Source organism: Pseudonocardia kunmingensis (genome assembly GCF_006716445.1).
GTDB classification, from domain to species: domain Bacteria; phylum Actinomycetota; class Actinomycetes; order Mycobacteriales; family Pseudonocardiaceae; genus Pseudonocardia; species Pseudonocardia kunmingensis.
The window spans coordinates 629024-653377 of the sequence record NZ_VFPA01000004.1 but is presented as its reverse complement, the minus strand read 5'-3'; the positions used below and the strand labels follow the sequence as shown (position 1 = coordinate 653377).

19 protein-coding genes are annotated in these 24354 nt (G+C 71.1%); 6 read left to right on the top strand and 13 right to left on the bottom strand.

Annotated elements, in window-relative coordinates; translation table 11 throughout:
• The first annotated feature begins 121 nt into the window (after window positions 1-121).
• Together fdhF and FB558_RS32895 are read left to right on the top strand one after the other, a co-directional pair.
• The gene (fdhF, locus tag FB558_RS32900) at window positions 122-3004 is read left to right on the top strand and encodes a formate dehydrogenase subunit alpha (protein ID WP_211367014.1); all 2883 of its coding nucleotides are present in this window, start codon (window positions 122-124) and stop codon (window positions 3002-3004) included.
• Complete coding sequence (locus tag FB558_RS32895; RefSeq protein ID WP_142060264.1) at window positions 3001-4749, top strand: NAD(P)H-dependent oxidoreductase subunit E; 1749 nt, start codon at window positions 3001-3003, stop codon at window positions 4747-4749. The genes fdhF and FB558_RS32895 overlap by 4 nt, the downstream gene beginning before the upstream one ends.
• A gap of 92 nt (window positions 4750-4841) precedes the next feature.
• On the opposite strand, the gene FB558_RS32890 is transcribed toward FB558_RS32895, so the two are convergent.
• From FB558_RS32890 to FB558_RS32865, 6 genes are all read right to left on the bottom strand, one after another.
• Window positions 4842-5333, bottom strand: coding sequence for an Nramp family divalent metal transporter (locus FB558_RS32890; RefSeq protein ID WP_281288709.1), 492 nt, complete (start codon window positions 5331-5333; stop codon window positions 4842-4844).
• Window positions 5334-5398: 65 nt separating this feature from the next.
• The gene (locus FB558_RS32885) at window positions 5399-5995 is read right to left on the bottom strand and encodes a hypothetical protein (protein ID WP_211367013.1); all 597 of its coding nucleotides are present in this window, start codon (window positions 5993-5995) and stop codon (window positions 5399-5401) included.
• Window position 5996: 1 nt separating this feature from the next.
• Window positions 5997-7403, bottom strand: coding sequence for an Nramp family divalent metal transporter (locus FB558_RS32880; RefSeq protein WP_142060262.1), 1407 nt, complete (start codon window positions 7401-7403; stop codon window positions 5997-5999).
• 319 nt (window positions 7404-7722) lie between these two features.
• Complete coding sequence (locus tag FB558_RS32875; RefSeq protein WP_142060260.1) at window positions 7723-9855, bottom strand: acetate--CoA ligase family protein; 2133 nt, start codon at window positions 9853-9855, stop codon at window positions 7723-7725.
• Window positions 9856-9857: 2 nt separating this feature from the next.
• Window positions 9858-11084 (bottom strand): formyl-CoA transferase, encoded by a 1227-nt coding sequence (frc, locus tag FB558_RS32870; protein WP_211367012.1) that lies wholly within the window; start codon window positions 11082-11084, stop codon window positions 9858-9860.
• A gap of 14 nt (window positions 11085-11098) precedes the next feature.
• On the bottom strand, window positions 11099-12826 hold the full coding sequence (locus FB558_RS32865; RefSeq protein ID WP_142060256.1) for a thiamine pyrophosphate-binding protein: 1728 nt from the start codon (window positions 12824-12826) through the stop codon (window positions 11099-11101).
• A 171-nt stretch (window positions 12827-12997) separates the two neighbouring features.
• Between FB558_RS32865 and FB558_RS32860 the strand changes: the two genes are divergently transcribed.
• The gene (locus FB558_RS32860) at window positions 12998-13975 is read left to right on the top strand and encodes a 2-dehydropantoate 2-reductase (protein ID WP_142060254.1); all 978 of its coding nucleotides are present in this window, start codon (window positions 12998-13000) and stop codon (window positions 13973-13975) included.
• Window positions 13976-14112: 137 nt separating this feature from the next.
• On the opposite strand, the gene gcl is transcribed toward FB558_RS32860, so the two are convergent.
• Genes gcl through sucC form a run of 5 tightly spaced genes read right to left on the bottom strand, consistent with a single transcriptional unit; the run spans window position 14113 to window position 19625 of the window.
• Window positions 14113-15810 (bottom strand): glyoxylate carboligase, encoded by a 1698-nt coding sequence (gcl, locus tag FB558_RS32855; protein WP_425468123.1) that lies wholly within the window; start codon window positions 15808-15810, stop codon window positions 14113-14115.
• A 14-nt stretch (window positions 15811-15824) separates the two neighbouring features.
• On the bottom strand, window positions 15825-16706 hold the full coding sequence (locus tag FB558_RS32850) for a 2-hydroxy-3-oxopropionate reductase (RefSeq protein ID WP_142060249.1): 882 nt from the start codon (window positions 16704-16706) through the stop codon (window positions 15825-15827).
• The gene (locus tag FB558_RS32845) at window positions 16703-17554 is read right to left on the bottom strand and encodes a hydroxypyruvate isomerase family protein (RefSeq protein ID WP_142060247.1); all 852 of its coding nucleotides are present in this window, start codon (window positions 17552-17554) and stop codon (window positions 16703-16705) included. Before FB558_RS32845 ends, FB558_RS32850 begins: the two co-directional genes overlap by 4 nt.
• Window positions 17551-18459, bottom strand: coding sequence for a succinate--CoA ligase subunit alpha (sucD, locus tag FB558_RS32840; protein ID WP_142060245.1), 909 nt, complete (start codon window positions 18457-18459; stop codon window positions 17551-17553). The genes FB558_RS32845 and sucD overlap by 4 nt, the downstream gene beginning before the upstream one ends.
• A gap of 2 nt (window positions 18460-18461) precedes the next feature.
• Window positions 18462-19625, bottom strand: coding sequence for an ADP-forming succinate--CoA ligase subunit beta (gene sucC / locus FB558_RS32835; protein ID WP_142060243.1), 1164 nt, complete (start codon window positions 19623-19625; stop codon window positions 18462-18464).
• A 128-nt stretch (window positions 19626-19753) separates the two neighbouring features.
• Between sucC and FB558_RS32830 the strand changes: the two genes are divergently transcribed.
• Window positions 19754-21133, top strand: coding sequence for an MFS transporter (locus FB558_RS32830; protein ID WP_170231632.1), 1380 nt, complete (start codon window positions 19754-19756; stop codon window positions 21131-21133).
• A gap of 53 nt (window positions 21134-21186) precedes the next feature.
• Here the strand turns inward: FB558_RS32830 and FB558_RS43530 are convergent, their stop codons facing one another.
• Complete coding sequence (locus FB558_RS43530) at window positions 21187-21384, bottom strand: hypothetical protein (protein ID WP_170231631.1); 198 nt, start codon at window positions 21382-21384, stop codon at window positions 21187-21189.
• A 203-nt stretch (window positions 21385-21587) separates the two neighbouring features.
• Window positions 21588-22307, bottom strand: a complete 720-nt coding sequence (locus FB558_RS32820) for a GntR family transcriptional regulator (RefSeq protein ID WP_142060237.1) — start codon at window positions 22305-22307, stop codon at window positions 21588-21590.
• Between the two features lie 184 nt (window positions 22308-22491).
• On the opposite strand from FB558_RS32820, the gene arfB reads away from it, so the two are divergent.
• Together arfB and nhaA are read left to right on the top strand one after the other, a co-directional pair.
• Window positions 22492-22917: an alternative ribosome rescue aminoacyl-tRNA hydrolase ArfB gene (gene arfB, locus FB558_RS32815; protein ID WP_425468122.1), complete on the top strand. Its 426-nt coding sequence runs from the start codon at window positions 22492-22494 to the stop codon at window positions 22915-22917.
• Between the two features lie 108 nt (window positions 22918-23025).
• A complete protein-coding gene (nhaA, locus tag FB558_RS32810; protein ID WP_246106925.1) occupies window positions 23026-24258 on the top strand; it encodes a Na+/H+ antiporter NhaA in 1233 nt (410 codons plus the stop codon).
• The last annotated feature ends 96 nt before the right edge of the window (window positions 24259-24354 follow it).

The window sequence follows — 24354 nt, the reverse complement described above, 5'->3', positions numbered from 1 at the left end:
GGACGGCGCTCCCGCCCGGGCCGGGGCGGGAGCGCCGTTCTTCTTTCGGGCACCTCTGCATACCGTAGACAGAGGCCTCCATACCGTAGACAAAAAGACGCTCGCGCACGAGACTACGGGGATGACCACGACGCTCCCGGCCATGCAGCAGGCCGCCACCGTCACCGCCACGATCGACGGCCGTGAGGTCAGCGTCCCGGAGGGGACGACGATCTACGACGCGGCGAAGCAGGTCGGGGTGGAGATCCCGGTGCTGTGCCACGACGAGCGGTTCGACCCGGTCGGGGTGTGCCGGATGTGCGTGGTCGACACCGGCGGTCGGGCGTTCGCCGCGGCCTGCGTGCGTCCGTGCGAGGACGGCATGCAGGTGCAGACGGCCACCCCGGAGGTGCAGCGCTCCCGCGAGGTGCTGACCGAGCTGCTGATGGCCGACCAGCCGGCGCCCGAGCAGGACCGCAAGCACACCACGACGCGGGACAACCTGTTGTTCGACCTGGCCGAGGGCTTCCACGTGGTGGACGCGGACGGGATGCCGCGCGGGTCGGGCCGGGGCACGGACCTGTCGAACCCGGTGATCGCGGTGGACCACGACGCCTGCATCCTGTGCGACCGGTGCGTGCGGGCGTGTGACGACGTGCAGGGCAACGACGTGATCGGCCGCTCGGGCAAGGGGTATGCCACGCGGATCGCGTTCGACCTGAACGACCCCATGGGCTCGTCGAGCTGCGTGACGTGCGGGGAGTGCGTGGCGGCGTGCCCGACGGGGGCGTTGACCAACAAGGCGATCAACAACATTCCGATCCGGCCGCGTGCGGAGTTGGAGCAGGTCGAGTCGGTGTGCCCGTACTGCGGTGTGGGGTGTGCGCTGACCTACAACGTGGACCGCGAACGCGGCGCGATCTCCTTCGCCGAGGGTCGGGACCAGCCGGGCTCGCAGGGCCGGTTGTGCGTGAAGGGCCGCTACGGCTGGGACTACGCGGCGTCCCCGCAGCGGCTGACGGTGCCACTCATCCGCCGCGAGGAGTCGTACCCGAAGGGTGCGCTCTCGGCCGACGTGCGCGGCGAGGGCAACGGCAAGCGGCGCAAGGACGACAGGCCGGGCAAGGACCGCGGCCGCAAGCCGGGCGGGCTGGTCGACTACGACGAGGTGCTGCCGCACTTCCGGGAGGCCACCTGGGACGAGGCCCTCGACCTGGTGGCCCGGCGCCTGTCCGGGATCCACGCCGACGGCGGGCCGGGGGCGATCGCGGGGTTCGGGTCGGCGAAGTGCTCCAACGAGGAGGCCTACCTCTTCCAGAAGCTGCTGCGCACCCGCTTCCGCACCAACAACATCGACCACTGCACCCGGCTGTGCCATGCCTCGTCGGTCGCCGCGCTGTTCGAGGGCATCGGTTCGGGCGCGGTGTCCACGACCTACGGCGACGTGGTGAACGCCGACGTCGTGATCATCACCGGGTCGAACCCGACGGCGAACCACCCGGTGGCGAGCTCGTTCTTCAAGCAGGCCCGCCGCAAGGGCACGAAGATCATCTACATCGACCCGCGCGCCTCCACGGTCTCCGAGCACGCGGACGTGTTCTGCCAGCTCAAGCCGGGCACCGACGTCGCGTTCTACAACGGCGTGATGCACGAGGTGATCCGGCTCGGGTTGTTCGACCGCGAGTTCATCGCGAACCGCACCTCGAACTACGACGAGCTCGCCCGGACCGTCGCGGACTACCCGCCGGAGCGCGCGGCGCAGATCACCGGGGTACCGGCCGAGCAGATCACCGAGGTCGCGAAGCTCTGGGGCGGCGCGGGCGCCGGGATCATCTACTGGGGGATGGGCATCTCCCAGCACACCACCGGCACCGACAACGCCCGCTGCCTGATCGCGATGTGTGCGATCACCGGGAACGTCGGCAAGCCCGGCTCGGGGCTGCACCCGCTGCGCGGGCAGAACAACGTCCAAGGCGCCTCGGACGTCGGGCTGATCCCGATGTTCTACCCGGACTACCAGAAGGCCGACGACCCGGGCGTGCGCGAGCGGTTCGAGCAGGCCTGGGGCGTGACCGGGCTCGACCCCGACCGCGGCCTGACCGTCACCGAGATCATCGGTTCCATCCTCGCGGGCGGGGTCCGCGGGATGTACATGCTGGGTGAGAACCCGTTCCTGTCCGACCCGAACATCAACAAGGTGCGCAAGGCGCTCAGCACGCTCGACTTCCTCGTGGTGCAGGACATCTTCCTCACCGAGACCGCCGAGTTCGCCGACGTGATCCTGCCCGCCACCTCCTACCTGGAGAAGGACGGCAGCTACACCAACACCGACCGCCGCGTGCAGCGCGGACGCAAGGTCCTCGACCCGCCCGGTCAGGCCCGGGCGGACTGGGAGATCGTGCAGGACCTCGCCCAACGCCTGGGCCTGGACTGGCACTACGCGCACCCGGGCGAGGTGTTCGACGAGATGGTCGCGGTGATGCCCAGCTACGCCAACCTCTCCTACGACAACCTGGGGCTCTCCGGGAAGCTCTACCCCAACGACGACCCGGAGCACTCCGACGGCACCGTGGTGATGTTCGACGAGAGCTTCAACACCGACGACGGGCTCGCCCACCTCGTGCCGGCCGAGTGGCTGCCGGCCAAGGAGCTGCCGGATGCGGAGTTCCCGCTGGTGCTCAACACCGGCCGGCTGCTCGAGCACTGGCACACCGGCTCGATGACGCGGCGCTCCTACGCCCTCGATGCGATCTCCCCGGAGGCGGAGGTGTACATGCACCCGAAGGACGCCGCCGACCGCGGGCTGACCCACGGCGAGATCGTGCGCGCCCGCTCCCGGCGTGGGGAGATCGAGCTGAAGCTGCGCGTGTCGCACCGGGAGGCGCTGGGCAACTGCTTCATCGCGTTCCACTTCCGGGAGGCCGCGGCCAACCTCCTGACGATCGACGAGATCGACCCGACGGGGAAGATCCCGGAGTTCAAGTTCTGCGCCGTACAGGTCGAGGCCATCGGAGGACGGGCATGACCCGCTCGATCAATCCCGCGAAGGTGCCGGGTGTGGAGGCTCGGGCCGGGAAGTTCCCCGGACCGAGCCTGATCCCCGAGCTGAACGCCATCCAGGCCCGGCTGGGCTGGCTGCCCCGCGAAGAACTCCTCGCCCTGGCCCGGGAGATGCGCCGCCCGCTGTACGAGATCGAGGGCCTGGTCTCGTTCTACCCGCACTTCCGCACCGAGCCCCCGACCAAGGTCGCCGTGCACGGCTGCCACGATCTCACCTGCTGGCTCGCCGGCGCCGACGCCCGGCTGGACGCCCTGCGGGCCCGGCTGGAGGGCGAGGCGGACGTCGAGTTCCGCGAGGTGTCCTGCCTGGGCCGCTGCGACACCGCGCCCGCGGTGGCGGTCAACGAACACCCCGCCCCCCTCGACGACACCGACGCGCTGGTGGCCGCGGCCCGCGCCGACGAGCTGGTCGGCCACGGCGCGCCCACGCCGTCGGGCCGGGAACAGCCGTGGCCGAACGACCCGTACGCCCCGGGGGAGCAGCGCTACCGCGTGCTGCGCTCGGTGCTCACCGGCGACCGCAGCGCGCAGGACGTGATCGCCGCGGTCACCGACTCCGGGCTGCGCGGCATGGGCGGGGCCGGGTTCCCGACGGGCCGCAAGTGGCAGCTGGTCGCCGACCAGCCCGCTGGGCTCAAGTACGCCATCTGCAACGCCGACGAGTCCGAACCGGGCACCTTCAAGGACCGCCAGATCCTCGCCGACGAACCCCACCTGGTGCTGGAAGGCCTGCTGCTGGGCATGGTCTGCACCGGTGCCGAGCAGGGGTATGTGTTCATCCGCCACGAGTACGGGCCCGAAGAACACGTGCTGCGCGCCGAGATCGAGGCGCTGCGCGCTGCCGGGCTGCTCGGCACCGACGTGCTGGGCAGCGGCCGCACGCTGCACCTGGACATCTTCACCTCGCCCGGCGGCTACATCCTCGGCGAGGAGTCCGCCCTGATCGAGGCCATGGAGGGCCACCGCGGCGAACCCCGCAACAAGCCGCCCTTCCCCGGCATCCACGGCCTCTGGGGTCGCCCCACCCTGATGAACTCCGTCGAGACCTTCGCCGACGTACCCGTCATCGTCGAACGCGGCCCCCAGTGGTGGCGCGACCAGGGCGCCGGCGACTCGATCGGCTGGAAGTTCTTCGCCGTCTCCGGGCACGTCGAGCGGCCGGGGGTGTACTGCGTGCCGATGGGCACCACCGCCCGCGCCCTGCTGGACGAGGCGGGCGGCATGGCCGGCGGGGCGGCGCTGCAGGCCATCCAACCCGGCGGGGCGTCCTCGAACTTCCTCGGACCCGACCAGCTCGACGTCCCCCTCGACTTCGGCACGCTCGCCGAGGCCGGGTCCATGCTCGGCTCCGGCGCGCTGGTCGCGATCGCGGAAGGCACGGACCTGCTTGCCGCGGCCACCAACGTGCTGCGGTTCTTCCGCAACGAGTCCTGCGGCAAGTGCGTGCCCTGCCGGGTCGGCTCGACGAAGGCGCACACGCTGCTCACCGACGCCCTCGGCGACGGCGGCCTCGACGACACCGGCCGCGAACGCGTCCTGGAGCTCGAGATGGTGATGCGCAAGACCTCGATCTGCGGCCTCGGGCAGGTGGCCCTCGGCCCGGTGGTCAGCGTCCTGGGCATGCACCGGGGTGGCACCACGGCCCGCATGCACCCGAAGGACGACGACCCCGAGATCGACGACAAGGCCGGCCGCAACGGGCAGGCCTGACGGCCGGGGCCGGTCCGGGCAAGACAAATGCGGCGGGGCTCGCGAGAGCCCCGCCGCATCGTCTTGTCGTCGTCAGGAGGACCGTTGTCCGCCTAGTTCAGGACGACACCGTAGGCGAACAGGCTGTAGAACAGCATGCCCAGGTAGAACACGGCGCCGAAGCCGATGATCAGGTTGGTCCAGATCTCCGGCCGGATCGGCTTGGGCAGCAGCCGGTTGTTCACCAGGAGCAGCACGATGCAGTACGCGCCCATGGCGAACGCGGACAGGAACGCGAGGAGGTCCAGGATCGCGGCGGAACCATCGGCCGGGGCCCACAGCAGGATGCAGATCCCCCAGAGGATCACACCCCAGAGGAACCCGCCGTAGAGGTGGGACCGGTGGAACCGCTCGGCGCCGGGGACGAAGTGGTAGGTCATGTCGGCCCGGCCGCGGGAGAACGAGTCGAACAGCCCGATCGTGGCGTTCAGGCCGATCAGCGCGATGAACCCGAGGAAAACGCCGCCCAGCGCCGGCAGGCCGACCGAGGCGAACGACCCCGACATGGCCATCAGCGCAGCCTCCCGCTCGCCGTCGCGGAGCAGGGCTGCCGCCGACGTCTGTCCGGTTCAACGATCGGCGCGGCGGAGAATCTCCGCCGCGCCGATCCTCACGATGACCGTTTGGCCTTCACCTTGGGGGTGCCCCTTCGGGTACCCACCTCCCCGGGAGCATGCCCCGCCCGGCGACGGGCACGTCTCTGCTCCCTGAGGTTCCACATTTGTTCTGCGTGGGCGATGTAGCGGGCGTACACCCGCTCGGCGTAGGGATTGTGGTCCTTGATCTGAGACAGCCATCCGGGGATGATCCGCTCGTAGAGCCAGATGAACCCGATCGCAAAGCCCATGCTGACCAAGGCCTGGTACAGCAGGAATGTGACGACGTCATCAGGCGGGGTGGCAGGACCACCCAGCACGACGGGTGTCATCGTCTCGTGCCACAGGCGGGAGAGCGGGAAGCCCACCAGCCACAGCAGCGCCGCAGGCGTGAACATGCCCGGCAGGGCATGTCCGAGCCCGGTGAGCACGCCGTAGCAGCCGCCGACGAAGGCGAGTGGTACGGCGAGCATCACGGCACCGGTGAGCGCCCAGCCGAGGGGTTGGCCGACGACGCCGGCCAACACCCCGAGCACGGCGCCCGCGATCACGCCGATCACGGCGCCGGGGGCGCCGATCTCGGCGAGCTGACGTGCGCTCCGGATATTCATGTCAGTCCGGGAGGGCGCCGAAGACGGCCAGGCTGTAGAACAATGCGCCCAGGTAGAACACCGCACCGAAGCCGATGATGGCGTTGGTCCACCACTTCGGACGGATCGGCTTGGGCAACATCCTGTTGTTCACCAGCAGGAGCACGACGCAGTACGCACCCATGGCGAACGCGGACAGGAACGCGAGGACGTCCAGGATCGCCTCGGGGCCATCGGCCGGGCCGCCCCACAGGATGACGATCCCGAAGACGATCACGAACCACAGGAAGTACCCGTACAGGCGGGACATGCCGAACTTCCGCAACGACGGGATGAAGGTGTAGGCCATGTCCGACTGCCCGCGGGCGAACGAGTCGAACAGTCCCAGCGTGGCGTTCAGGCCGATCAGCGCGATGAACAGGAGGAACACCGTGCCGAGCACCGGCAGGCCGACCGAGCCGAAGGAGTCGGACATCGCCAGCAGTGCGGCTTCCCGCTCACCGTTGCGCAGTTCGTCGACGACGGCCGGGTTCTGTCGCGCCGCCGCGCGGGCGAGCACGGTGAACGAGATCGTGACGAGCATCGTGATGCCCCAGAAGAGCAGGATGGCGTCGAACGTGACCCACCTGCGCCAGCCCTTCCACTTCGCCAACTCGGCCGGATCGTCGGTGTCGAACATGAAGCCGGTCGCGGAGCGCTCCTCCTCCTGACCGGCACTGGCGAGACCGCGCACCTTCGGCACGTGCGCGCCCATCCCGGCGCCGCTCTCCCGCAGGTGCAGCGTGTACCACATCTGCTGCATACCCGAAGGGCCCGCGAACGCGATCGAACCGACGATGATCGGGAACCACTCGGCGGTGTGCGCCTCGGCCGGGATGAAGCCGAACGCGAACATGCCCGCGAGCGTGGAGGTCAGATCGGCCCAGGTGCCGACCAGCGACGCGATGACCGCCGTCCCGACCACGAGGAGGCCGATCAGGAGTCCGAGGATCTTCTCCACGAGGTCGTAGATCACCTTGGCGAGCGTGAACAGCGTGCCGACCAGCAGCATGCCGATGGTGGCGCTCACCTGCCACGGGACACCGGTGGCCTGTTCGAACGCGCTCGCGCCGGCCGAGAGGTGACCCGGCCAGATGTAGATGAGGATCGCGATCGTGAAGAAGAACCACATGATCGGTTTGAAGACGCGCGCCGCGCCGGTGAAGATGGACTCACCGGTCGCCATGGCATAACGCGCCATCTCCAGCAGGACGAACGCCTGCAGCGTGACACCGATCAGGAACAGCCAGCGGATCTCGGGCCCGAACAGCAGCACGAGTCGTGGCCACATGTAGGACTCGCCCATACCTACACCGAGCGCGACGAGGAAGACCGTCGGCCCGAGGAGGTGGACGGAGGGTGGTGCATCCGGAAGCTTCCGGATGGGCATCGGTGCCAGGCCGCCTGCGTGCCATACGCGTCCGGCGTCGGCGGCCGTGTCCGCGCCGACCGGCGGACCGGCGTCGGGTTGCTTCGAAGTCGTCACTGGTGGGACCTCTCCATTGGGATCTCTCCTTCGACTGCTGCCCGGCCCTGCACTGCCTCCTCGTCTCCGCTCCGTGCCACGACGCGTTCGTCGGCCGGCCCGACCGGCTCCTGGTGGGTGGGCGAGATCCCCAGGAGTCCGGCCGGGCCGACCGCTGTCCGTCCCGGCGGCGACGCAGCGCCACCGGGACCCGGGCCGGCCATCAGCGCCGGCCCGAGATCGTTCAGCCGATGAGGCCCGCGCTGCGGGCCCAGCGGTACTTCGCTCCGAGCACCGCGACCGGCTTCTCCGTCGTGTACGGGTACGCGACGACGCCGTGGTCGTAGAGGTAGGTGCTCGCCTCCTCCACCTCGGTGTCGCCTGCGAGGGACGCCACGACCGGCTTCTCGATGCCCTTCTCCCGCGCCTCGGCCACCACCCGTGCGGTGAGCTCGGCGAAGACCATCGGCGGGGTGACGATCGTGTGCCAGTACCCGAGGATCAGCGCGTGGATCCGGTCGTCCTCCAGGCCGAGCCGGATCGTCGCCTCGTAGGTCGACGGCGGCTCGCCCCCGGTGATGTCGATCGGGTTGCCCGCGGCACCGAACGGCGGGATGAAGGCCCGGAACGCTTCGTCGAGATCCGGGGGGATGTCCATGAGCGAGAGGTCGTTCTCCACGCAGGCGTCCGACAGCAGCACGCCGGAGCCCCCCGCACCCGTGATGATCACGACGTTCTCGCCCTTGGGCGTGGGCAGGACCGGGATGCCACGGGCGTACTCGAGCATGTCGTTGAGGGAGTACGCCCTGACCACGCCGGACTGCCGCAGGATGTCGTCGTAGACCTTGTCGTCGCCGGCGAGCGCGCCGGTGTGCGAGCTCGCGGCCTTCGCGCCCAGCGCCGTGCGGCCTGCCTTGAGCACGACCACCGGCTTCTTCTTGGTGATCTTCTGGGCCGCCGAGACGAACGTCCGGCCGTCCTTCAGGTCCTCGAGGTGCATCGCGACGATGTTGGTGTCCGGGTCCTCACCGAAGTAGGTGAGCAGGTCGTCCTCGTCGAGGTCGGACTTGTTGCCCAGCCCGACGATCGCCGAGACACCCATCTTGGAGCTGCGGCTGAACCCGAGGATCGCCATGCCGATGCCGCCGCTCTGCGAGGTGAGCGCGACACCGCCCTTGACGTCGTAGGGGGTGCAGAACGTCGCGCAGAGGTTCTGCGGTGTGTAGTAGTAGCCGTAGATGTTGGGGCCGAGCAGCCGGACGCCCTGCTCGCGCCCGATCGCGACGATCTCCTCCTGCAGTTCGACGTTGCCCGTCTCGGCGAACCCGGAGGGGATCAGCACCGCGGCGGGCACGTTCTTCTCGCCCACCTCGCGCAGCGCCTGCGGCACGAACTTGGCCGGCACGGCGAACACCGCCACGTCGACGTCGCCGGGCACGTCGCCGATGCTCTTGTAGGCCTTCTTGCCCAGGATCTCGTCGGCCTTGGGGTTGATGGGGTAGATCTCGCCTGCGTAGCCCCCGTTGATGAGGTTCTTCATCACCGAGTTGCCGATCTTGCCGTCCTGGTCCGACGCCCCGATCACGGCGACCGCGTTCGGCCGCATCATGCGGTTCATCGTCGCGAGGATCTCCTCCTCGCTGTAGCGCACCGGCTCGGCGGGCTCCTCGGCCGACAGCAGGATCCGGACGTCCGCCGCGGACGCGCCCTCCGGCGTGGCGAACACCGGGTTGAGGTCGAACTCGCTGATCCGGGGGAAGTCGGTCACCAGGTCCGACAGCCGCTTGATGATGTCGGCGAGCGCGTCGGCGTCCGCGGGCTCGGCACCGCGGGCGCCCTTGAGGACCTCCGCGGCCTGGATGCCGTCCAGCATCGAGTGCGCGGTCTCGGTGTCGACCGGGGCGAGCCGGAACGTGACGTCCTTCAGCACCTCGACCAGCACGCCGCCGAGGCCGAAGACGATCACCTTGCCGAACGTCGGGTCGGTGGTGGCCCCGATGATGACCTCGTGGCCGCCCGTGAGCATCTGCTGCACCTGGACGCCGTCGATCGCGGCGTCGGCGTCGTAGGCCTTCGCGTTCGCCACGATCTCGTCGAACGCGCCGCGCACCGCGTCGTCGCCGGACACCCCGACCTTGACGCCGCCGGCTTCGGTCTTGTGCAGGATGTCCGGTGACACGATCTTCATCACGACCCGGCCGCCCAGCTCGGCCGCCAGCCGGACGGCGTCGTCGGCCGTGCTCGCCAGCCCCTCACCCGGCGTGGGGATCCCGTAGGCCTCGCAGACGCGGCGGCCCTCGGGCGCGGTCAGCGACTCCCGGCCCTCGGCCAGCGCCTTGTCGAGGACCTCGCGTACGGCGTCCTTGTCGTACCCCATCGTCAGATCACCCCGTTCGTCTTGAGCTCGGCGAAGCGCTGCGGGTCGAGGCCCAGCTCGCGCACGTACACGTCTTCGTTGTGCTGGCCGAGCAGCGGTGAGGTCTCGACCTTGACCGGCGAGTCCGACAGCTTGATCGGGCAGCCGACGGTCTTGAAGGAGCCGCGCTCGGGGTGGTCGACGGTCACGACCATGTTGTTGTCGGCGAGCGAGGCGTCCTCGATGAGCTCCTTCGTGGACAGGATCGGGCCGCAGGGGATGTTGTGGGCGTTCAGTTCGGCCAGCGCGTCCCACTTCGACACCCGGGACGACCACTCCTCGATGAGCTGGAACATCTTGTCCAGCTTGGGCAGCCGCGCGGCCGGCGTGCTCCACTCCGGGTCGTCGGCGAGCTCGGGGCGTCCGATCAGGTTCGCGATCGGGGCCCAGCCCGGAGGCTGCACGATCACGTAGATCCAGTCGTTCGGTCCGCCGGGTGCGCACTTCACGGCCCAGCCCGGCTGGCCGCCGCCGGAGGCGTTGCCCGAGCGCGGCACCTCCTCGCCGAAGGACTCGTTCGGGTACTCGGCGAGCGGGCCGTGGGCCAGTCGCTGCTGGTCGCGCAGCTTCACCCGGCACAGGTTCAGCACCGCGTGCTGCATCGCCACCGTCACCCGCTGGCCCCGGCCCGTCGAGTTGCGCTGCACGAGCGCGGCGAGGATGCCGGCGACCGCGTGCATCCCGGTGCCGGAGTCGCCGATCTGCGCACCGGTGGCGACCGGTGGCCCGTCCTCGAAACCGGTGGTGCTCATCGAGCCGCCCATCGCCTGGGCGACCACTTCATAGGCCTTGTAGTGGGTGTAGGGCCCTTCTCCGAAGCCCTTGATGGACGCGTAGACCAGACGCGGGTTGAGCTCCTGGAGCCGGTCCCAGGTGAATCCCATGCGGTCGACGGCGCCGGGCCCGAAGTTCTCGACGAGCACGTCGGACTTCTTCACCATCTCGATGAAGAGCTGCTTTCCCTCCTCACTCTTCATGTTCAGCGTGATGCTGCGCTTGTTGCAGTTCAGCATCGTGAAGTAGAGGCTGTCGGCGTCGGGCACGTCGCGCAGTTGCTGGCGCGTGATGTCGCCGGTGGGAGCCTCGAGCTTCACGACGTCGGCGCCGAGCCAGGCCAGGATCTGGGTGGCCGATGGACCCGACTGCACGTGGGTCATGTCGAGAATGCGGATGCCGTCAAGGGCGCTCATCGTCGGAACCCCTGTCACTTGTACATGGTCTGGTTCATCGTTCCCGGGGCGTAGACCTCGGGATCGACCCACACGTTGATGAGGGAGGGCAGGCCCGATTCCCGGGCGCGTTGCAGTGCAGGCGCGATGTCGGCGGGGTCGCGCACTTCCTCGCCGTATCCGCCGAGCATCTTGGCGAACTCGTCATACTTCACGTGGCCGAGCGTGTTGCCCACCCGGCCGCGGGCCTCGCCGTACTTCTGGATCTGCCCGTAGCGGATCTGGTTCATCGACGAGTTGTTGCCGACGATCCCGACGAACGGGAGGTTGAAGCGGACCAGCGTCTCGAAGTCCCAGCCGGTGAGGCTGAACGCGCCGTCGCCGAAGAGCGCGACGACCTCCTTGTCCGGGCGGGCGTGCTTGGCGGCCATCACGAACGGGACGCCGACGCCGAGCGTGCCCAGCGGGCCCGGGTCCATCCAGTGGCCGGGCGACTTCGGCTGCACGACCTGCCCGGAGAACGTGACGATGTCGCCGCCGTCCCCGATGTAGATCGAGTCCTCCGTGAGGAACTCGTTGATCTCGTGCACGAGCCGGTAGGGGTCGATCGGCGAGGCCTCGGAGCGCTGGCGCGGGAGCCGCTTCTCGTACGCCGCCGTCTCGAACGCCCGCAGCTCGTCGATCCAGGCCTTCCGGCGCGCGGCACCGGTGCTGACGCGGCCGGAGGACGCGGCGGTGACGGCGGAGAGCACCGCGCCGGCGTCGCCGACGATGCCGAGGTCGATGTCGCGGTTCTTGCCGACCGTGGCGTAGCCGAGGTCGATCTGCACGACCTTCGCGGTGGGGGAGAGCCGCTTGCCGTAGCCCATCCGGAAGTCGAACGGCGTGCCGACGATGATGATGAGGTCGGCCTCGTTGAAGGCGTGCCTGCGGGCCAGCTGGAAGTGCATCGGGTCGTGGGGCGCCAACGTGCCGCGGCCGGCGCCGTTCATGAAGGCCGGGACGTTCAGCGTGCGCACGAACTCGATGGCCGCGTCGCTCGCGCGGCACGTCCACACCTGGTTGCCGAGCAGCACGCACGGCTTCTCGGAGCGGGCGATCAGGTCGGCCAGCTGCTCGATCGCGGCCGGGTCGCCCGCGGAGCGGGTCGAGGCGCGGTAGCCGCCGGGCATCGGGAGGCGGGCCTGCTCGAGCGGGACCTGCGCGTCGAGGACGTCGCGGGGGATCTCGAGGAAGGACGGGCCCGGCGCACCATTGAAGCACTCCCGGAACGCCATCGACACCATGTCCGCGGCCCGGGCCGTGTGCGGCACCGTGGCGGCGAACTTCGTGATCGGGTTCATCATGTCGACGTGCGGGAGGTCCTGCAGGGACCCCATCTTGTGCTGGTTGAGTGCGCCCTGGCCGCCGATGAGCAGCATCGGGCTCTCGGCGCGGTAGGCGTTGGCGACGCCGGTGATGGCGTCGCTGGTGCCGGGGCCCGCGGTCACGACGGCGCAGCCCGGGGTGCCGGTGATGCGGGCGTACCCGTCCGCGGCGTGGGCGGCGACCTGCTCGTGCCGGACGTCGATGACGGCGATGCCCTCGTCCACGCAGCCGTCGTAGATGTCGATGATGTGCCCGCCGCAGAGCGTGTAGACGGTGTCCACGCCCTCGGCCTTCAGTGCCTTGGCGACCAGGTGGCCCCCCGAGATCGTCTCGGCGGCGACCGGTGGGTCGCCGCTCCTGTTCCGGGCTGCGCTTCCGGGGATCGTCTGCGTCATTGCGAAGCATCTCCTCGTCGCCGCCTGCGGAACCCGACGGCCTGTCCATACTGCATACGGTATGGCTGTCTTGGTACTCCACGCCCCGGCCGTTGTCCAGAGGTGACTTCCGGGCAAGCACGTGCTTCCATACTGCATACAGGATGCACAAACCGAGGACGGGAGCCCGACGTGAAGGTTGCTGTGCTGGGGGCGGGAGCGATCGGCGCTTACGTGGGCGCGAGCCTGGCGCGGGCGGGTGCGGAGGTGCACCTCGTCGCCCGTGGGCCGCACCTGCAGGCGCTGCGCGAACACGGGGTGCGGGTGCGCAGCCCGCGCGGAGACTTCGCCGCCCGTCCGAACGCGACCGACGATCCCGCGCAGATCGGCCCGGTCGACCACGTCTTCCTGGGGTTCAAGGCCAACGCCTACGCCGCGGCCGGCCCGATGGTCGCCCCGCTCCTGCACGAGCGCACCACGATCATCGCCGCCCAGAACGGCATCCCGTGGTGGTACTTCCACCGGCTCGCAGGCCCGTACGAGGGGCACCGCATCGAGAGCGTCGACCCCGGTGGGGCCGTCACGCGCGCGCTACCGCTGGACCGGGCCGTCGGCTGCGTCGTCTACGCGGCCACCGAGATCGAGGCGCCCGGCGTCGTGCGGCACCTGGAGGGCACCCGCTTCTCGATCGGCGAGCCGGACATGACCGTCTCCTCCCGCTGCACCGAGTTCGCGGACGCGATGGTGGCCGGCGGCCTCAAGTGCCCCGTCGAGCCCGACCTGCGCTGCGACATCTGGATCAAGCTGATGGGCAACATCGCGTTCAACCCGCTCAGCGCGCTCACGCGCGCGACGATGGCCGGCATCTGCCGCCACGCGGGCACGCGCGCGCTCGTGGCCCAGATGATGGAGGAGACGCTCGAGGTCGCCCACCGCCTCGGCTGCCGGCCCGAGATCTCGGTGGAGAAGCGGCTCGCCGGCGCCGAGCGCACCGGCGAGCACAAGACCTCCACCCTGCAGGACCTGGAGCGCGGCCGACCCATGGAGCTCGACGTGCTCCTGACCGCCGTGGTGGAGCTGGCCGACCTCACCGGCGCCGAGGTCCCCACGCTCCGCGCCATCACGGCGGTGGCGGACCTGCTCAACCAGCAGGTGGCCGCGGCCTCCTGAGGAACTGACGACCCACACGAACGGCCCGTTCGTCCGACAGAGTCGGATGAACGGGCCGTTCGGCCGTGGTCGCAGGTGATCCGCGGTATCGGTTGTCCATGGCCGTGGCGACAGCCATGGACAACCGATACTCGCGCTCAGTCGGCCAGGGGGACCAGGTCCGGGGCCGGCTCGAACTCGTTGATGGCGTTGAGCGACGGGCCCATCGCCGCGTTGGCCTCGCGCTCCACCATCACCTCGACGAGCACCGGCAGCTGCTGGGCCTCGGACTCCAGCGACGCCCAGGCGAGGGCGTCGGCGATGTCTCCGGGCTGCTCGACCCGCCGGGCCGGGCAGCCGAAGGCCTCCATGAGCTTCACGTGGTCGATGCCGCCCTCGCCGTAGTGCAGGTCGACCGCGTAGTTCATGTCGTAGCCGAGCTCGGCCTGCCGGATCAGGCCCAGGTACTCGTTGTTCACCATGACGATGACGAACGGGATCTGGTACTGCGCGGCGACGGCGATCTCCTCCATGAGGAACTGGAAGGAGTAGTCGCCGACGACGGCCACCACCTGCTTGTCCGGGAACGCGCACTTGACGCCGATGGCGGCGGGCACCTCCCAGCCGAGCGGGCCGGCCTGCCCGCACACCATGTAGTGGCGGGGCCGGAACGTCTGCTGGAACTGGCCGGACCAGATCTGGTAGAGCCCGATCGCGGTGACGAACGTCGTGTCCGGGCCGAAGGCCTGGTTGAGCTCCCGGTAGACGCGCGGCGGCTTGATCGGCACGTCCTCGAAGTCGTCGCGGCGCAGCAGCGTGCCGCGCAGGTGCGCGATCCGCTCGACCCAGCGGCCGGGCGCGTGGTGTGGGGAGGCGCCCCTGGCGTGTTCGACGAGCGCCGCGAGCGTCGGCTTCGCGTGCCCGACGATGCCCAGGTCCGGCTCGAACACCTTGCCGATCTGGGTGGGCTCGATGTCGACGTGCACGAACCTGCGGCCCTGCCGGTAGGTCTCCAGGTCGCCGGTGTGCCGGTCGCCGAACCGGGCGCCGACGGCGAGCACCATGTCGCTCTCCAGGAACGCCGCGTTGCCCCAGCGGGTCTGGGTCTGCAGGCCGGCCATCCCGGCGAACAGCGGGTGGTCCTCGGGGAACGCGCCCTTGCCCATCAACGTGACCTGCACGGGGACCTGCAGGTACTCGGCGAGCTGGCGCAGCTCGTCGCACGCCTCCGCGCCGATCACGCCGCCCCCGGCGAGGATGATCGGCCGCTCTGCGTCCAGCAGCATCCGCACGGCCTCGGCCACCGGCTGCGGCCGCGGCGCCGGGACGTCGACGGGCAATGGCGCGTCGAGCGCCGCGTCGTAGACGCAGGTGCCGCGCTGGACGTCGACGGGGAGGTCGATGAGCACCGGGCCCGGGCGCCCCGAGCGGGCGATCCGGAAGGCCTCGCGGAACACCCACGGCGCCTGCGCGGGCTCCTTGAGCTGCACCGCCCACTTCGTGACCGGCTTGGCGATCTCCACGATGTCGACGGCCTGGAACGCCTCCTGGTGCAGCTTCGCCCGTGGCGCCTGCCCGGTGATGCAGATCATCGGGATGGAGTCGGCGAGCGCGGTGTAGAGGCCGGTGATCATATTGGTGCCGGCGGGACCGGAGGTGCCGATCGACACCCCGACCTTGCCCGTGGCGCGGGCCCAGCCGTCGGCGGCGTGCGTGCCGCCCTCCTCGTGGCGGACGGTGAGGTGGCGGATGCCGCTCTTCTGCAACGCGGCGTAGAGCGGCAGGATCGCGGCGCCCGGGATGCCGAAGACGGTGTCGACGCCTTCGGACTCGAGCACCGCCGCGACGGCTTCCATGCAGGGGATCCGGGTCATGTGGCTGCCTTTCCCGAGACGGTCTCCAGCACCTTGAGCAGCGCAGAGTGGTCGAGCGAGCCGTGGCCCTGTGCGCGGGCCGCGGCGATCAGCTGGGCGGTGAGGCCGGTCATCGGCAGCGCGACACCCGCCTCGCGGGCTGCGGCGAGCGCGATGCCCATGTCCTTGTGGTGCAGGTCGATCCGGAAGCCGGGGGCGAACTGCCGGGCCACCATCGACTCGCGCTTGAGCTCGAGGATCCGGCTGCCGGCGAGCCCGCCCGCGAGCACGTCCAGCCCGGGGCCCGGTTCCACCCCGGACGCCTCCAGCAGCACGATCGCCTCGGCCACCAGCGCGTAGATCCCGCCGACGACGAGCTGGTTGGCGGCCTTCACCGTCTGCCCGGCCCCGCTCGGCCCGACGTGCACGATCGTCTTCCCGAGCACCTCGAAGAGCGGCCGGGCCGCCTCGAAGGCCTCGGCGTCCCCGCCCACCATGATCGACAGAACGCCGTCGACGGCGCCCTTCTCCCCGCCGCTCACCGGCGCGTCGAGTGCCCGGACCCCGCGGGCGGCGGCCGCGGCGGCGACGGCGATCGAGGTGTCCGGCCGGATCGTGCTCATGTCGACGAGCAGCAGCCCCGGCCGCGCGTGCTCCAGCACCCCGCCGGGACCGAGGACGACCTCCTCCACCTGCGGTGAGTCGGGCAGCATCGTGATCACGACGTCGGCGTCGGTCGCCGCCGCTATCGTGTCGACGTACTTGCCGCCCGCGGTGACGAGCCGCTCCGCGGCCGCCTGCTGGGTGTCGTGGCCGAGCACGGTGTGGCCGGCGGTGACGAGGTTGGCGGCCATCGGCCCGCCCATGATCCCCAACCCGATGACGCCGATCGTGGTCATGAGACGGACTCCTCGACGGTCGCGGTGGCGCGCAGATGGCGGGGGAGCCAGTCGAAGGAGGCCGCGGTCGGCCCGACCGGTTTGTACTCGAGCCCGACGTGGCCGTCGTAGCCGCTCGCCGCGAGCCGCTCGAGCACGGCCGCCCAGTCGAGCTCGCCGGTGCCCGGCTGGCCACGCCCGGGCGGATCGGCGATCTGGACGTGCCCGAACCGGTCGGAGCGCAGCTCCACCAGCCGTTCGACGGGCTCGCCCATCCGCGCGAGGTGGTAGAGGTCAGCGAGGAAGGCGACGTTCGGCGCGCCGTGCACGACCTTCAGGTAGTCGACGAGGTCCAGCGCCTTCTGCGACGAGGTGATCGGGTAGCGCGGGCTCTCGAAGCTGTTGAGGGCCTCGATGACCACGGTCGCGCCGACCCGCTCGGCCGCCGCCGCCGCGAACACGAGGTTCTCGGTGGCGAGCTCGCGCTGCTCGGGCACGCTGGCCTCGGGGTCGCGGTTGCCGTACAGCGCGTTGAGGGTCGTGCAGCCCAGCGACGCGGCGAACCCCACGGCGACCTCGACGTTGGCGCGGAACCGCGCGCTGCCCGACGGGCGGGAGAGCAGCCCGCGCTCGCCCGCCGCCATGTCGCCGGCGTCGAAGTTGAGCCCGACCAGCCGCGTGCCGGCGTCGGTGAGGGCGGTGCGCAGCGCGTCCAGCTCGCGGTCGGCGGGCACCGGTTCCGGGAAGGGCCACCACAGCTCGACGGCGTCGAAGCCGGCGGCCGCCGCCGCGGCCGGCCGCTGCAGCAGGGGCAGCTCGGTGAAGAGGATGGACAGGTTGACGTCGAAGCGCAGGCGCCCCGCGGTCACGCCGGCACCCCGATCTCCTGGTGCGCGGCGAGGAGCTCGCGCATCAGCGCCGCCGTCTCGCTGGGGGTCTTGCCGACCTTCACCCCGGCCGCCTCCAGGGCGTCCTTCTTGGCCTGCGCGGTACCGGCCGAGCCGGACACGATCGCCCCGGCGTGGCCCATGGTCTTGCCCTCCGGAGCGGTGAACCCGGCCACGTACCCCACCACCGGCTTGGTGACGTTGGCCTTGATGTAGTCCGCGGCCCGCTCCTCGGCGTCCCCACCGATCTCACCGATCATCACGATCGCCCGGGTGTCCGGGTCGGCCTCGAACGCGGCCAGGGCGTCGATGTGCGTGGTCCCGATCACCGGGTCCCCACCGATACCGATCGCGGAGGAGAAACCGTGCTCGCGCAGCTCGTACATCATCTGGTAGGTCAGCGTCCCGGACTTCGACACCAACCCGATCGGGCCCGCACCGGCGATGTCGGCCGGGATGATCCCCGCGTTGGACTTGCCGGGCGAGATGATGCCGGGGCAGTTCGGGCCGATGATCCGGGTCTTGTTCCCCTTGGCGCAGGCGTGCGCCCAGAAGAACGCCGAGTCGTGCACCGGGATCCCCTCGGTGATCACCACGGTCAGCGGGATCTCGGCGTCGATCGCCTCGATCACCGCGTCCTTGGCGAAGCGCGGCGGCACGAACACCACCGACACGTCCGCGCCGGTCTCCTTCATCGCCTCCTCGACGGTGCCGAACACCGTGAGGTCCTTGCCGCCGATCGTGACGGAGGTGCCGGCCTTGCGGGCGTTCACGCCACCGACGATGTTCGTGCCGGCCGCCAGCATCTTCGTGCTGTGCTTGGTGCCCTCACCGCCGGTGATGCCCTGGACGATGACCTTGCTGTTCTCGTTGAGGAAGATCGACATGGTCAGGCTCCCGCCGCTGCCAGCTCGGCGGCCTTGTCGGCCGCGTCGTCCATCGTTCCCACCTGGGTGACCAGGGGGTGGTTGGCCTCGTCGAGGATCCGGCGGCCCTCCACGACGTTGTTGCCGTCCAGCCGCACGACCAGCGGCTTGGTGGCCGCCTCGCCCAGGATCTTCAGCGCCTCGACGATGCCGGTGGCCACCGCGTCGCAGGCGGTGATGCCGCCGAAGACGTTGACGAACACGCTCTTCACACCCGGGTCGCCGAGGATGACGTCCAGGCCGGCGGCCATGACCTCGGCCGAGGCGCCCCCGCCGATGTCGAGGAAGTTCGCCGGCTTCACCCCACCGTGCTTCTCCCCGGCGTAGGCGACGACGTCCAGCGTCGACATGACCAGGCCGGCACCGTTGCCGATGATCCCGACCTCGCCGTCGAGCTTGACGTAGTTGAGGTCCTTCGCCTTGGCCTTGGCCTCCAGCGGGTCCTCGGTGCGCTCGTCCACCAGGTCCGCGTGCCCGGGGTGGCGGAAGGCGGCGTTGTCGTCGAGGGTGACCTTGCCGTCCAGGGCGACGATCTCGTCGCGGCCCGTGCGGACCAGCGGGTTGACCTCAACGAGGGTGGCGTCCTCGGCCACGAACGCGTCCCACAGCGTGGCGATCACCTTGGCGGCCCGCTCGGTGACCTGCGCCGGCAGCGCGGCGGCGATCTGCGCGGCCGTGGCGGCGTCGACGCCGGTGAGCGGGTTGATCGGGATCTTGACCAGCGCCTCGGGGCGTTCGACGGCGAGCTGCTCGATCTCCACCCCGCCTTCCGCGGAGCACATCGCCAGGAACGTGCGGTTCGCGCGGTCCAGCAGGAACGAGAGGTAGTACTCCTCGGCGATGTCGCTGGCCTCGGTCACCAGCACGCGGTGCACGGTGTGGCCCTTGATGTCCATGCCGAGGATCGCGTCCGCCGTGGCCCGCGCCTCCTCGGGCGTGCGGGCGAGCTTGACCCCGCCCGCCTTGCCCCGCCCACCGGTCTTCACCTGCGCCTTCACGACGACGGCGGTGCCGAGCTCGCGTGCCCGGTCCGCGGCGTCGGCGGCGGTGTCGGCCACCGCGCCGCGGGGCACCGGGACGCCGTGGGCGTCGAACACGTCTCTCGCCTGGTGCTCGTAGAGGTCCACTCTGCGGTCTCCCGTCCGGCTGGCTCCGAGGATGGTCGACTGTATGCAGTATGGAGAAAGTTGTCCAGGACCCTTGTGTCCGTGGTCACGTCGGCGCAGTATCGGCATACAGTATGGAGGGAGTGGTCATGCCGAAGCCGGAGACGGTCGCCCAGGAGATCCGCGACAACCACGGCCGCAGCTACCGCGTGGGGGAGTCCCCGGAAGAGCTCATCGGGCGCCCCAGGTCGAGCGTCCTGTGGCAGGCGTGGACGCCCATGGCGGCGGTCGGCGTGCTGCAGTACGGCTACGGGGCGGCCGTGCCCGCGCTCATGGAGCGCAACGGCTGGAGCCTGGTCGGGGCGATCTGGCTGCTGGCCGCGTGGACGGTGTTCCAGGCCGGGGTCGGGCTGCCCGCGGCCTACCTGCGCGAACGGCACCGCATCGGGCCCCGCCCGGTCATCCTCGCCGGCGCCGTTCTCAGCGCGCTCGGGCTGGTCGCGCTCGCGCACAGCACCAGCCTGCTCGGCGCGCTGCTGGGGTACGCGGTGCTCGGCGGCACGGGCGCGGGCCTGGTCTACGCGGCGTGCACCTCGACCGTCGCGAAGTGGTACCCGGAGCGGATGGGCCGGCGCGTCAGCACGGTCACGGGGGCCTTCGCGTACGGCTCGGTGCCGTTCATCCTCGCCGCGGTGATCGGGCTGGGGCCCGCCAACCTGACGCCGGTGCTCGACGTCGCCGCGGTGGTGCTGCTCGTGCTGGTGGCCGGGCCCGGGCTGTTCTTCCGCGACCCGCCACCGCGGTGGTGGCCCGCCGAGGTCGACCCGCGGGCATGGGCGCTCGGCAGTGCCACCAACCCCGGGCGCAGGCAGAACCCGCCCGCGATCCGCGACTTCTCACCCTCGCAGGCGCTGCACACGCGGGTGCTGCCGGTGATGTACCTCATCCTGCTCGGGGCGGGCGCCGTCTCGCTGTTCAACGCGGCGTTCCTGGTGGTCTTCGCCGACGGCGTCGCGGCGACCGCAGGCGCGGTGGCCCTCGCGGCAGGCCTGTTCGCCGGCATCAACGGCGCAGGCAGGGCGGTCTCGGTCGGGCTGTCCGACCGGCTCGGTCGCTGCCGCACGCTCAACGCCGTGCTGGTCGTGCAGGCACTGGCGCAGCTGCTCTTCGCGCTGTCCGCGGGCACCGGGTCGACGGCTGCGCTGGTCGTGGCCGCGGCGCTGGCCGGAATCGGCGGGGGCGGCTTCTACCCGCTGTTCGCCAGCCTCGCCCGCGAGTACTTCGGGGAGCAGAGCGCGCTGGAGGTGCACGGCCTGGTCTACAGCGCCAAGGCCGTGGGAGGTATGCTCGGGATCGGGCTCGCGGCACTCGCCGTGACGACGTGGGGCTGGGGTGCGACGTTCGCGGGTGCGGCCGTCGTGTCACTGGCCTCGGCGTGGGGCACCGGTGCGCTGCGCAGGCCCGGCCTGCCGAGCACGCTGCCGCTGCCCCGGATCCCGGAGCAGCAGTCGTCGCGGTACGCGGTCTGAGCATGCGACGGCCCCCGGGTTCCAGGGAACCCGGGGGCCGTGCGCCTGGTGCGTCAGACCGCCGAGAAGGGGCGCTCCTCGGTGCCGGTCCGGCGCGGCGCGGCAACGGGCGCGGCGTCGGCGCCGCGGGCCCGCTGGGCCCGCATGGCGGCGTCGAGACCGAGGCCGATCGAGCGACCGTCGGCCGAGGCGCCGCGCGGGAGGTCCGCGAGGGACCTGATGAAGTTGCGCAGCGTACGCATTCTTGTCACCTCCGTGATGATGGGTTTCCCGTTCCGGCCTCCGGTATGCGGACCGGACACGGGCGGCGCGCAGCGATGGGCGCCGGATGGGCGTGCGGGGACCCGCTGCGGTGCGGGGTGTGGTGTCCCTCGGGCGTCGTCGTCGACGAGAGGTCGTTCCGTGACGTGCGCGACGACGGTGTCGGGGGGGCGGGCGCGACGCGCCCGCCGCGTCAGTGCACGCGCCCGCGCAGGGCGGGGGCCGACTCGTCGGCGTCGTCGCGCTGCTCGAGGTAGGAGCGGCGGGTGTGCTCGGTGTGCGCCGCCATCACCTTCGCCGCCTCCTCCGCGTCGCCGGCGGCGATCGCGTCGATGAGGGCGGCGTGCTCGATCCAGGACTGCTCACCGCGGTGGCGGGCCACCGGGGTGTAGTACCAGCGGACGCGGCGGTCGACCTGGGCGGCGAGCTCGACGAGCACGTCGTTGCCCGACATCTTCATCACCGCGGCGTGCAGCTCGGCGTTGAGCGCCACCATCGTGGCGACGTCCTCGGACCCCAGCGCCGCGTGGCCGCGGTCGCACAGCTCGCGGAGCCGGGCCACGCCCTCCTCGTCGCCGCGCGTGGCGGCCAGGCGGGCCGACTCGGTCTCCAGCAGGCTGCGTACCGCGAGCAGCTGGTCGGCCTCCTCGACGGTGGGCGTGTGGACGAACGCGCCCAGCCCGGGGCGCAGGTCGACCCAGCCGTCGTTCTTCAGCCACTGCAGCGCCTCGCGGACCGGCTGCCGGGACACGCCCAGCATGACGGCGAGCTCGCTCTCCACGAGGTGCTGGCCCGGCTGCAGGCTGCGGCTGACGATCATGTCCAGGATCGCGGTGTAGACGCTCTCACGCAGCGGGACGGGCCGGGCGATGCGCCGGCTGCCGGGCTCGGTGGGCGTCTCGGGCACTGACATCGCTGCTCCTGGGTGGACGGGCGGGTCGGCCTGGCCTCTTCTGGAGGCGCAGAGTTCCGGTCGACTGCTTACAGCATACAAAGTGCTGGGTCCTCGCGAGGGTGAAGCTGCTCACCCGGGAGGATCCGGTCAATCCGCCCCGCCGCCGATCGGTCGCGAGTGGGCGGGGCATCCTGGGGTCGTGGTGGATGGCGACCTGCCGGTGCGTCGAGCGCTGGTGCTGCCCGGGCGGGAGCTGCGGTGGCGGTTCTCCCGCGCGTCCGGGCCGGGCGGGCAGGGGGTGAACACCACCGACTCCCGGGTGGAGCTCTCGTTCGACCTGCAGCGCTCGCCCTCGGTGCCCGAGGCGCTGCGGGAGCGCGCGCTGCGCCGTCTCGGCGGCCGCCTCGTCGACGGTGTGCTCACCGTCGTCGCCGCCGAGCAGCGCAGCCAGCTGCGCAACCGGGAGGCGGCGCGCGAGCGGCTCGCCGCCGCCCTCCGCGAGGCGACGCGGGCGGACCCGCCGACGCGCCGCCCGACCCGGCCCACGGCGGGGTCGAAGCGCAGGCGTCTCGACGCGAAGGCGCGCCGCGGTGCCGTCAAGCGGCTGCGCGGTCGTCCCGAGGACTGAACGCCGTGGTGTTCTGCCGGCCGATCACGGGTTAGGGTTCCCGCCAGGTGTGCCGGGAAGTCTGGTCGGCGACGTCTTAGCCGTGCCCGCACGAACCCGGAGCTGCCCGTGCACGATCGCCGCCCAGCCACCCCCATCAGCGAGTTCGCGCGCTACCTGCGCACCGAGACCGTCGGCGGGGTGGTGCTCGTCGTGGCCACGGCGATCGCACTGCTGTGGGCCAACTCACCCTGGGCGCCTTTCTACCAGGCGATGCGGGACACCGTCGTCGGACCCGCGGCGCTGCACCTGGACCTCACGCTCGCGCACTGGGCCACGGACGGCCTGCTGGCCCTGTTCTTCTTCGTCGTCGGCCTGGAGCTCAAGCGCGAGCTGGTGATCGGCGAGCTCTCGACCCGGAGCCAGGCGCTGCTCCCGGTGGCGGCGGCGCTGGGCGGGATGATCGTGCCCGCACTGCTCGCGCTGGTGATCAGCTACGGGTCGCCGGGCGCGGGGCAGGCGTGGGCGATCCCCGTGGCCACCGACATCGCCTTCGCGCTCGGTGTGCTGGCCCTGGCCGGGTCGGCGATGCCCGTGACCGCGCGGGTGTTCCTGCTCGGTCTCGCGGTCGCCGACGACCTCGGTGCCATCGTCGTGATCGCGGTGCTGTTCAGCAGCGGCGTGCAGGTGCTGTGGCTCGGAGCCGTCGCGCTCGCGGCGGCGCTCTACTGGTGGCTGCAGCGCAGGCGCGTGCGCGCCTGGTGGATCTACGTGCCGCTCGGGCTGTTCACCTGGTTCGCGATGCACGAGGCCGGGGTGCACGCGACGATCTCCGGGGTGCTGCTGGGCCTGCTCACCCGGGTCCGGCCCGACCCGGACGAGGAGTTCGCGCCCGCGCTGCGGCTGGAGCACCGGTTGCAGCCGTGGTCGGCAGGGCTCTGCGTGCCGGTGTTCGCCCTGTTCGCGGCGGGGGTGCCGATCGGACCGGAGGCGCTGCGCTCGGTGGTGACGGAGCCGGTGGCGCTCGGCGTGATCGTGGGACTGCTCGCCGGCAAGATCATCGGGATCTTCGGGGCCTGCTGGATGGTGGTCAAGCTCACGCCGGCGTCGCGACCGCGCGGATTGAGCTGGCGCGACCTCGCCGCCGTGTCGATGCTCGGCGGCGTCGGATTCACCGTGAGCCTCCTGATCGCCGAGCTCTCGCTGGCCGAGCACCCCGGCCTGCTCGAGACCGCGAAGGCCGCCGTCCTGGTCGCCTCCGCCGCCGCGTCGCTGATCGGTGCCGCGATGCTGGTCCGCCGGGGACGGGCTCGTGCGCGGGAGAACGGCGACGCCGAGGGCGGGCCGGCCCCCGCGAGCTGAGGTGCCGATCCGCTGCGGCGCGCCGGGGCTCCTCCAACGGGCATCGAGCGGGCGGTCGTGGAAGGATGGCGCGGCGATCACGACCGGAGATCTTGA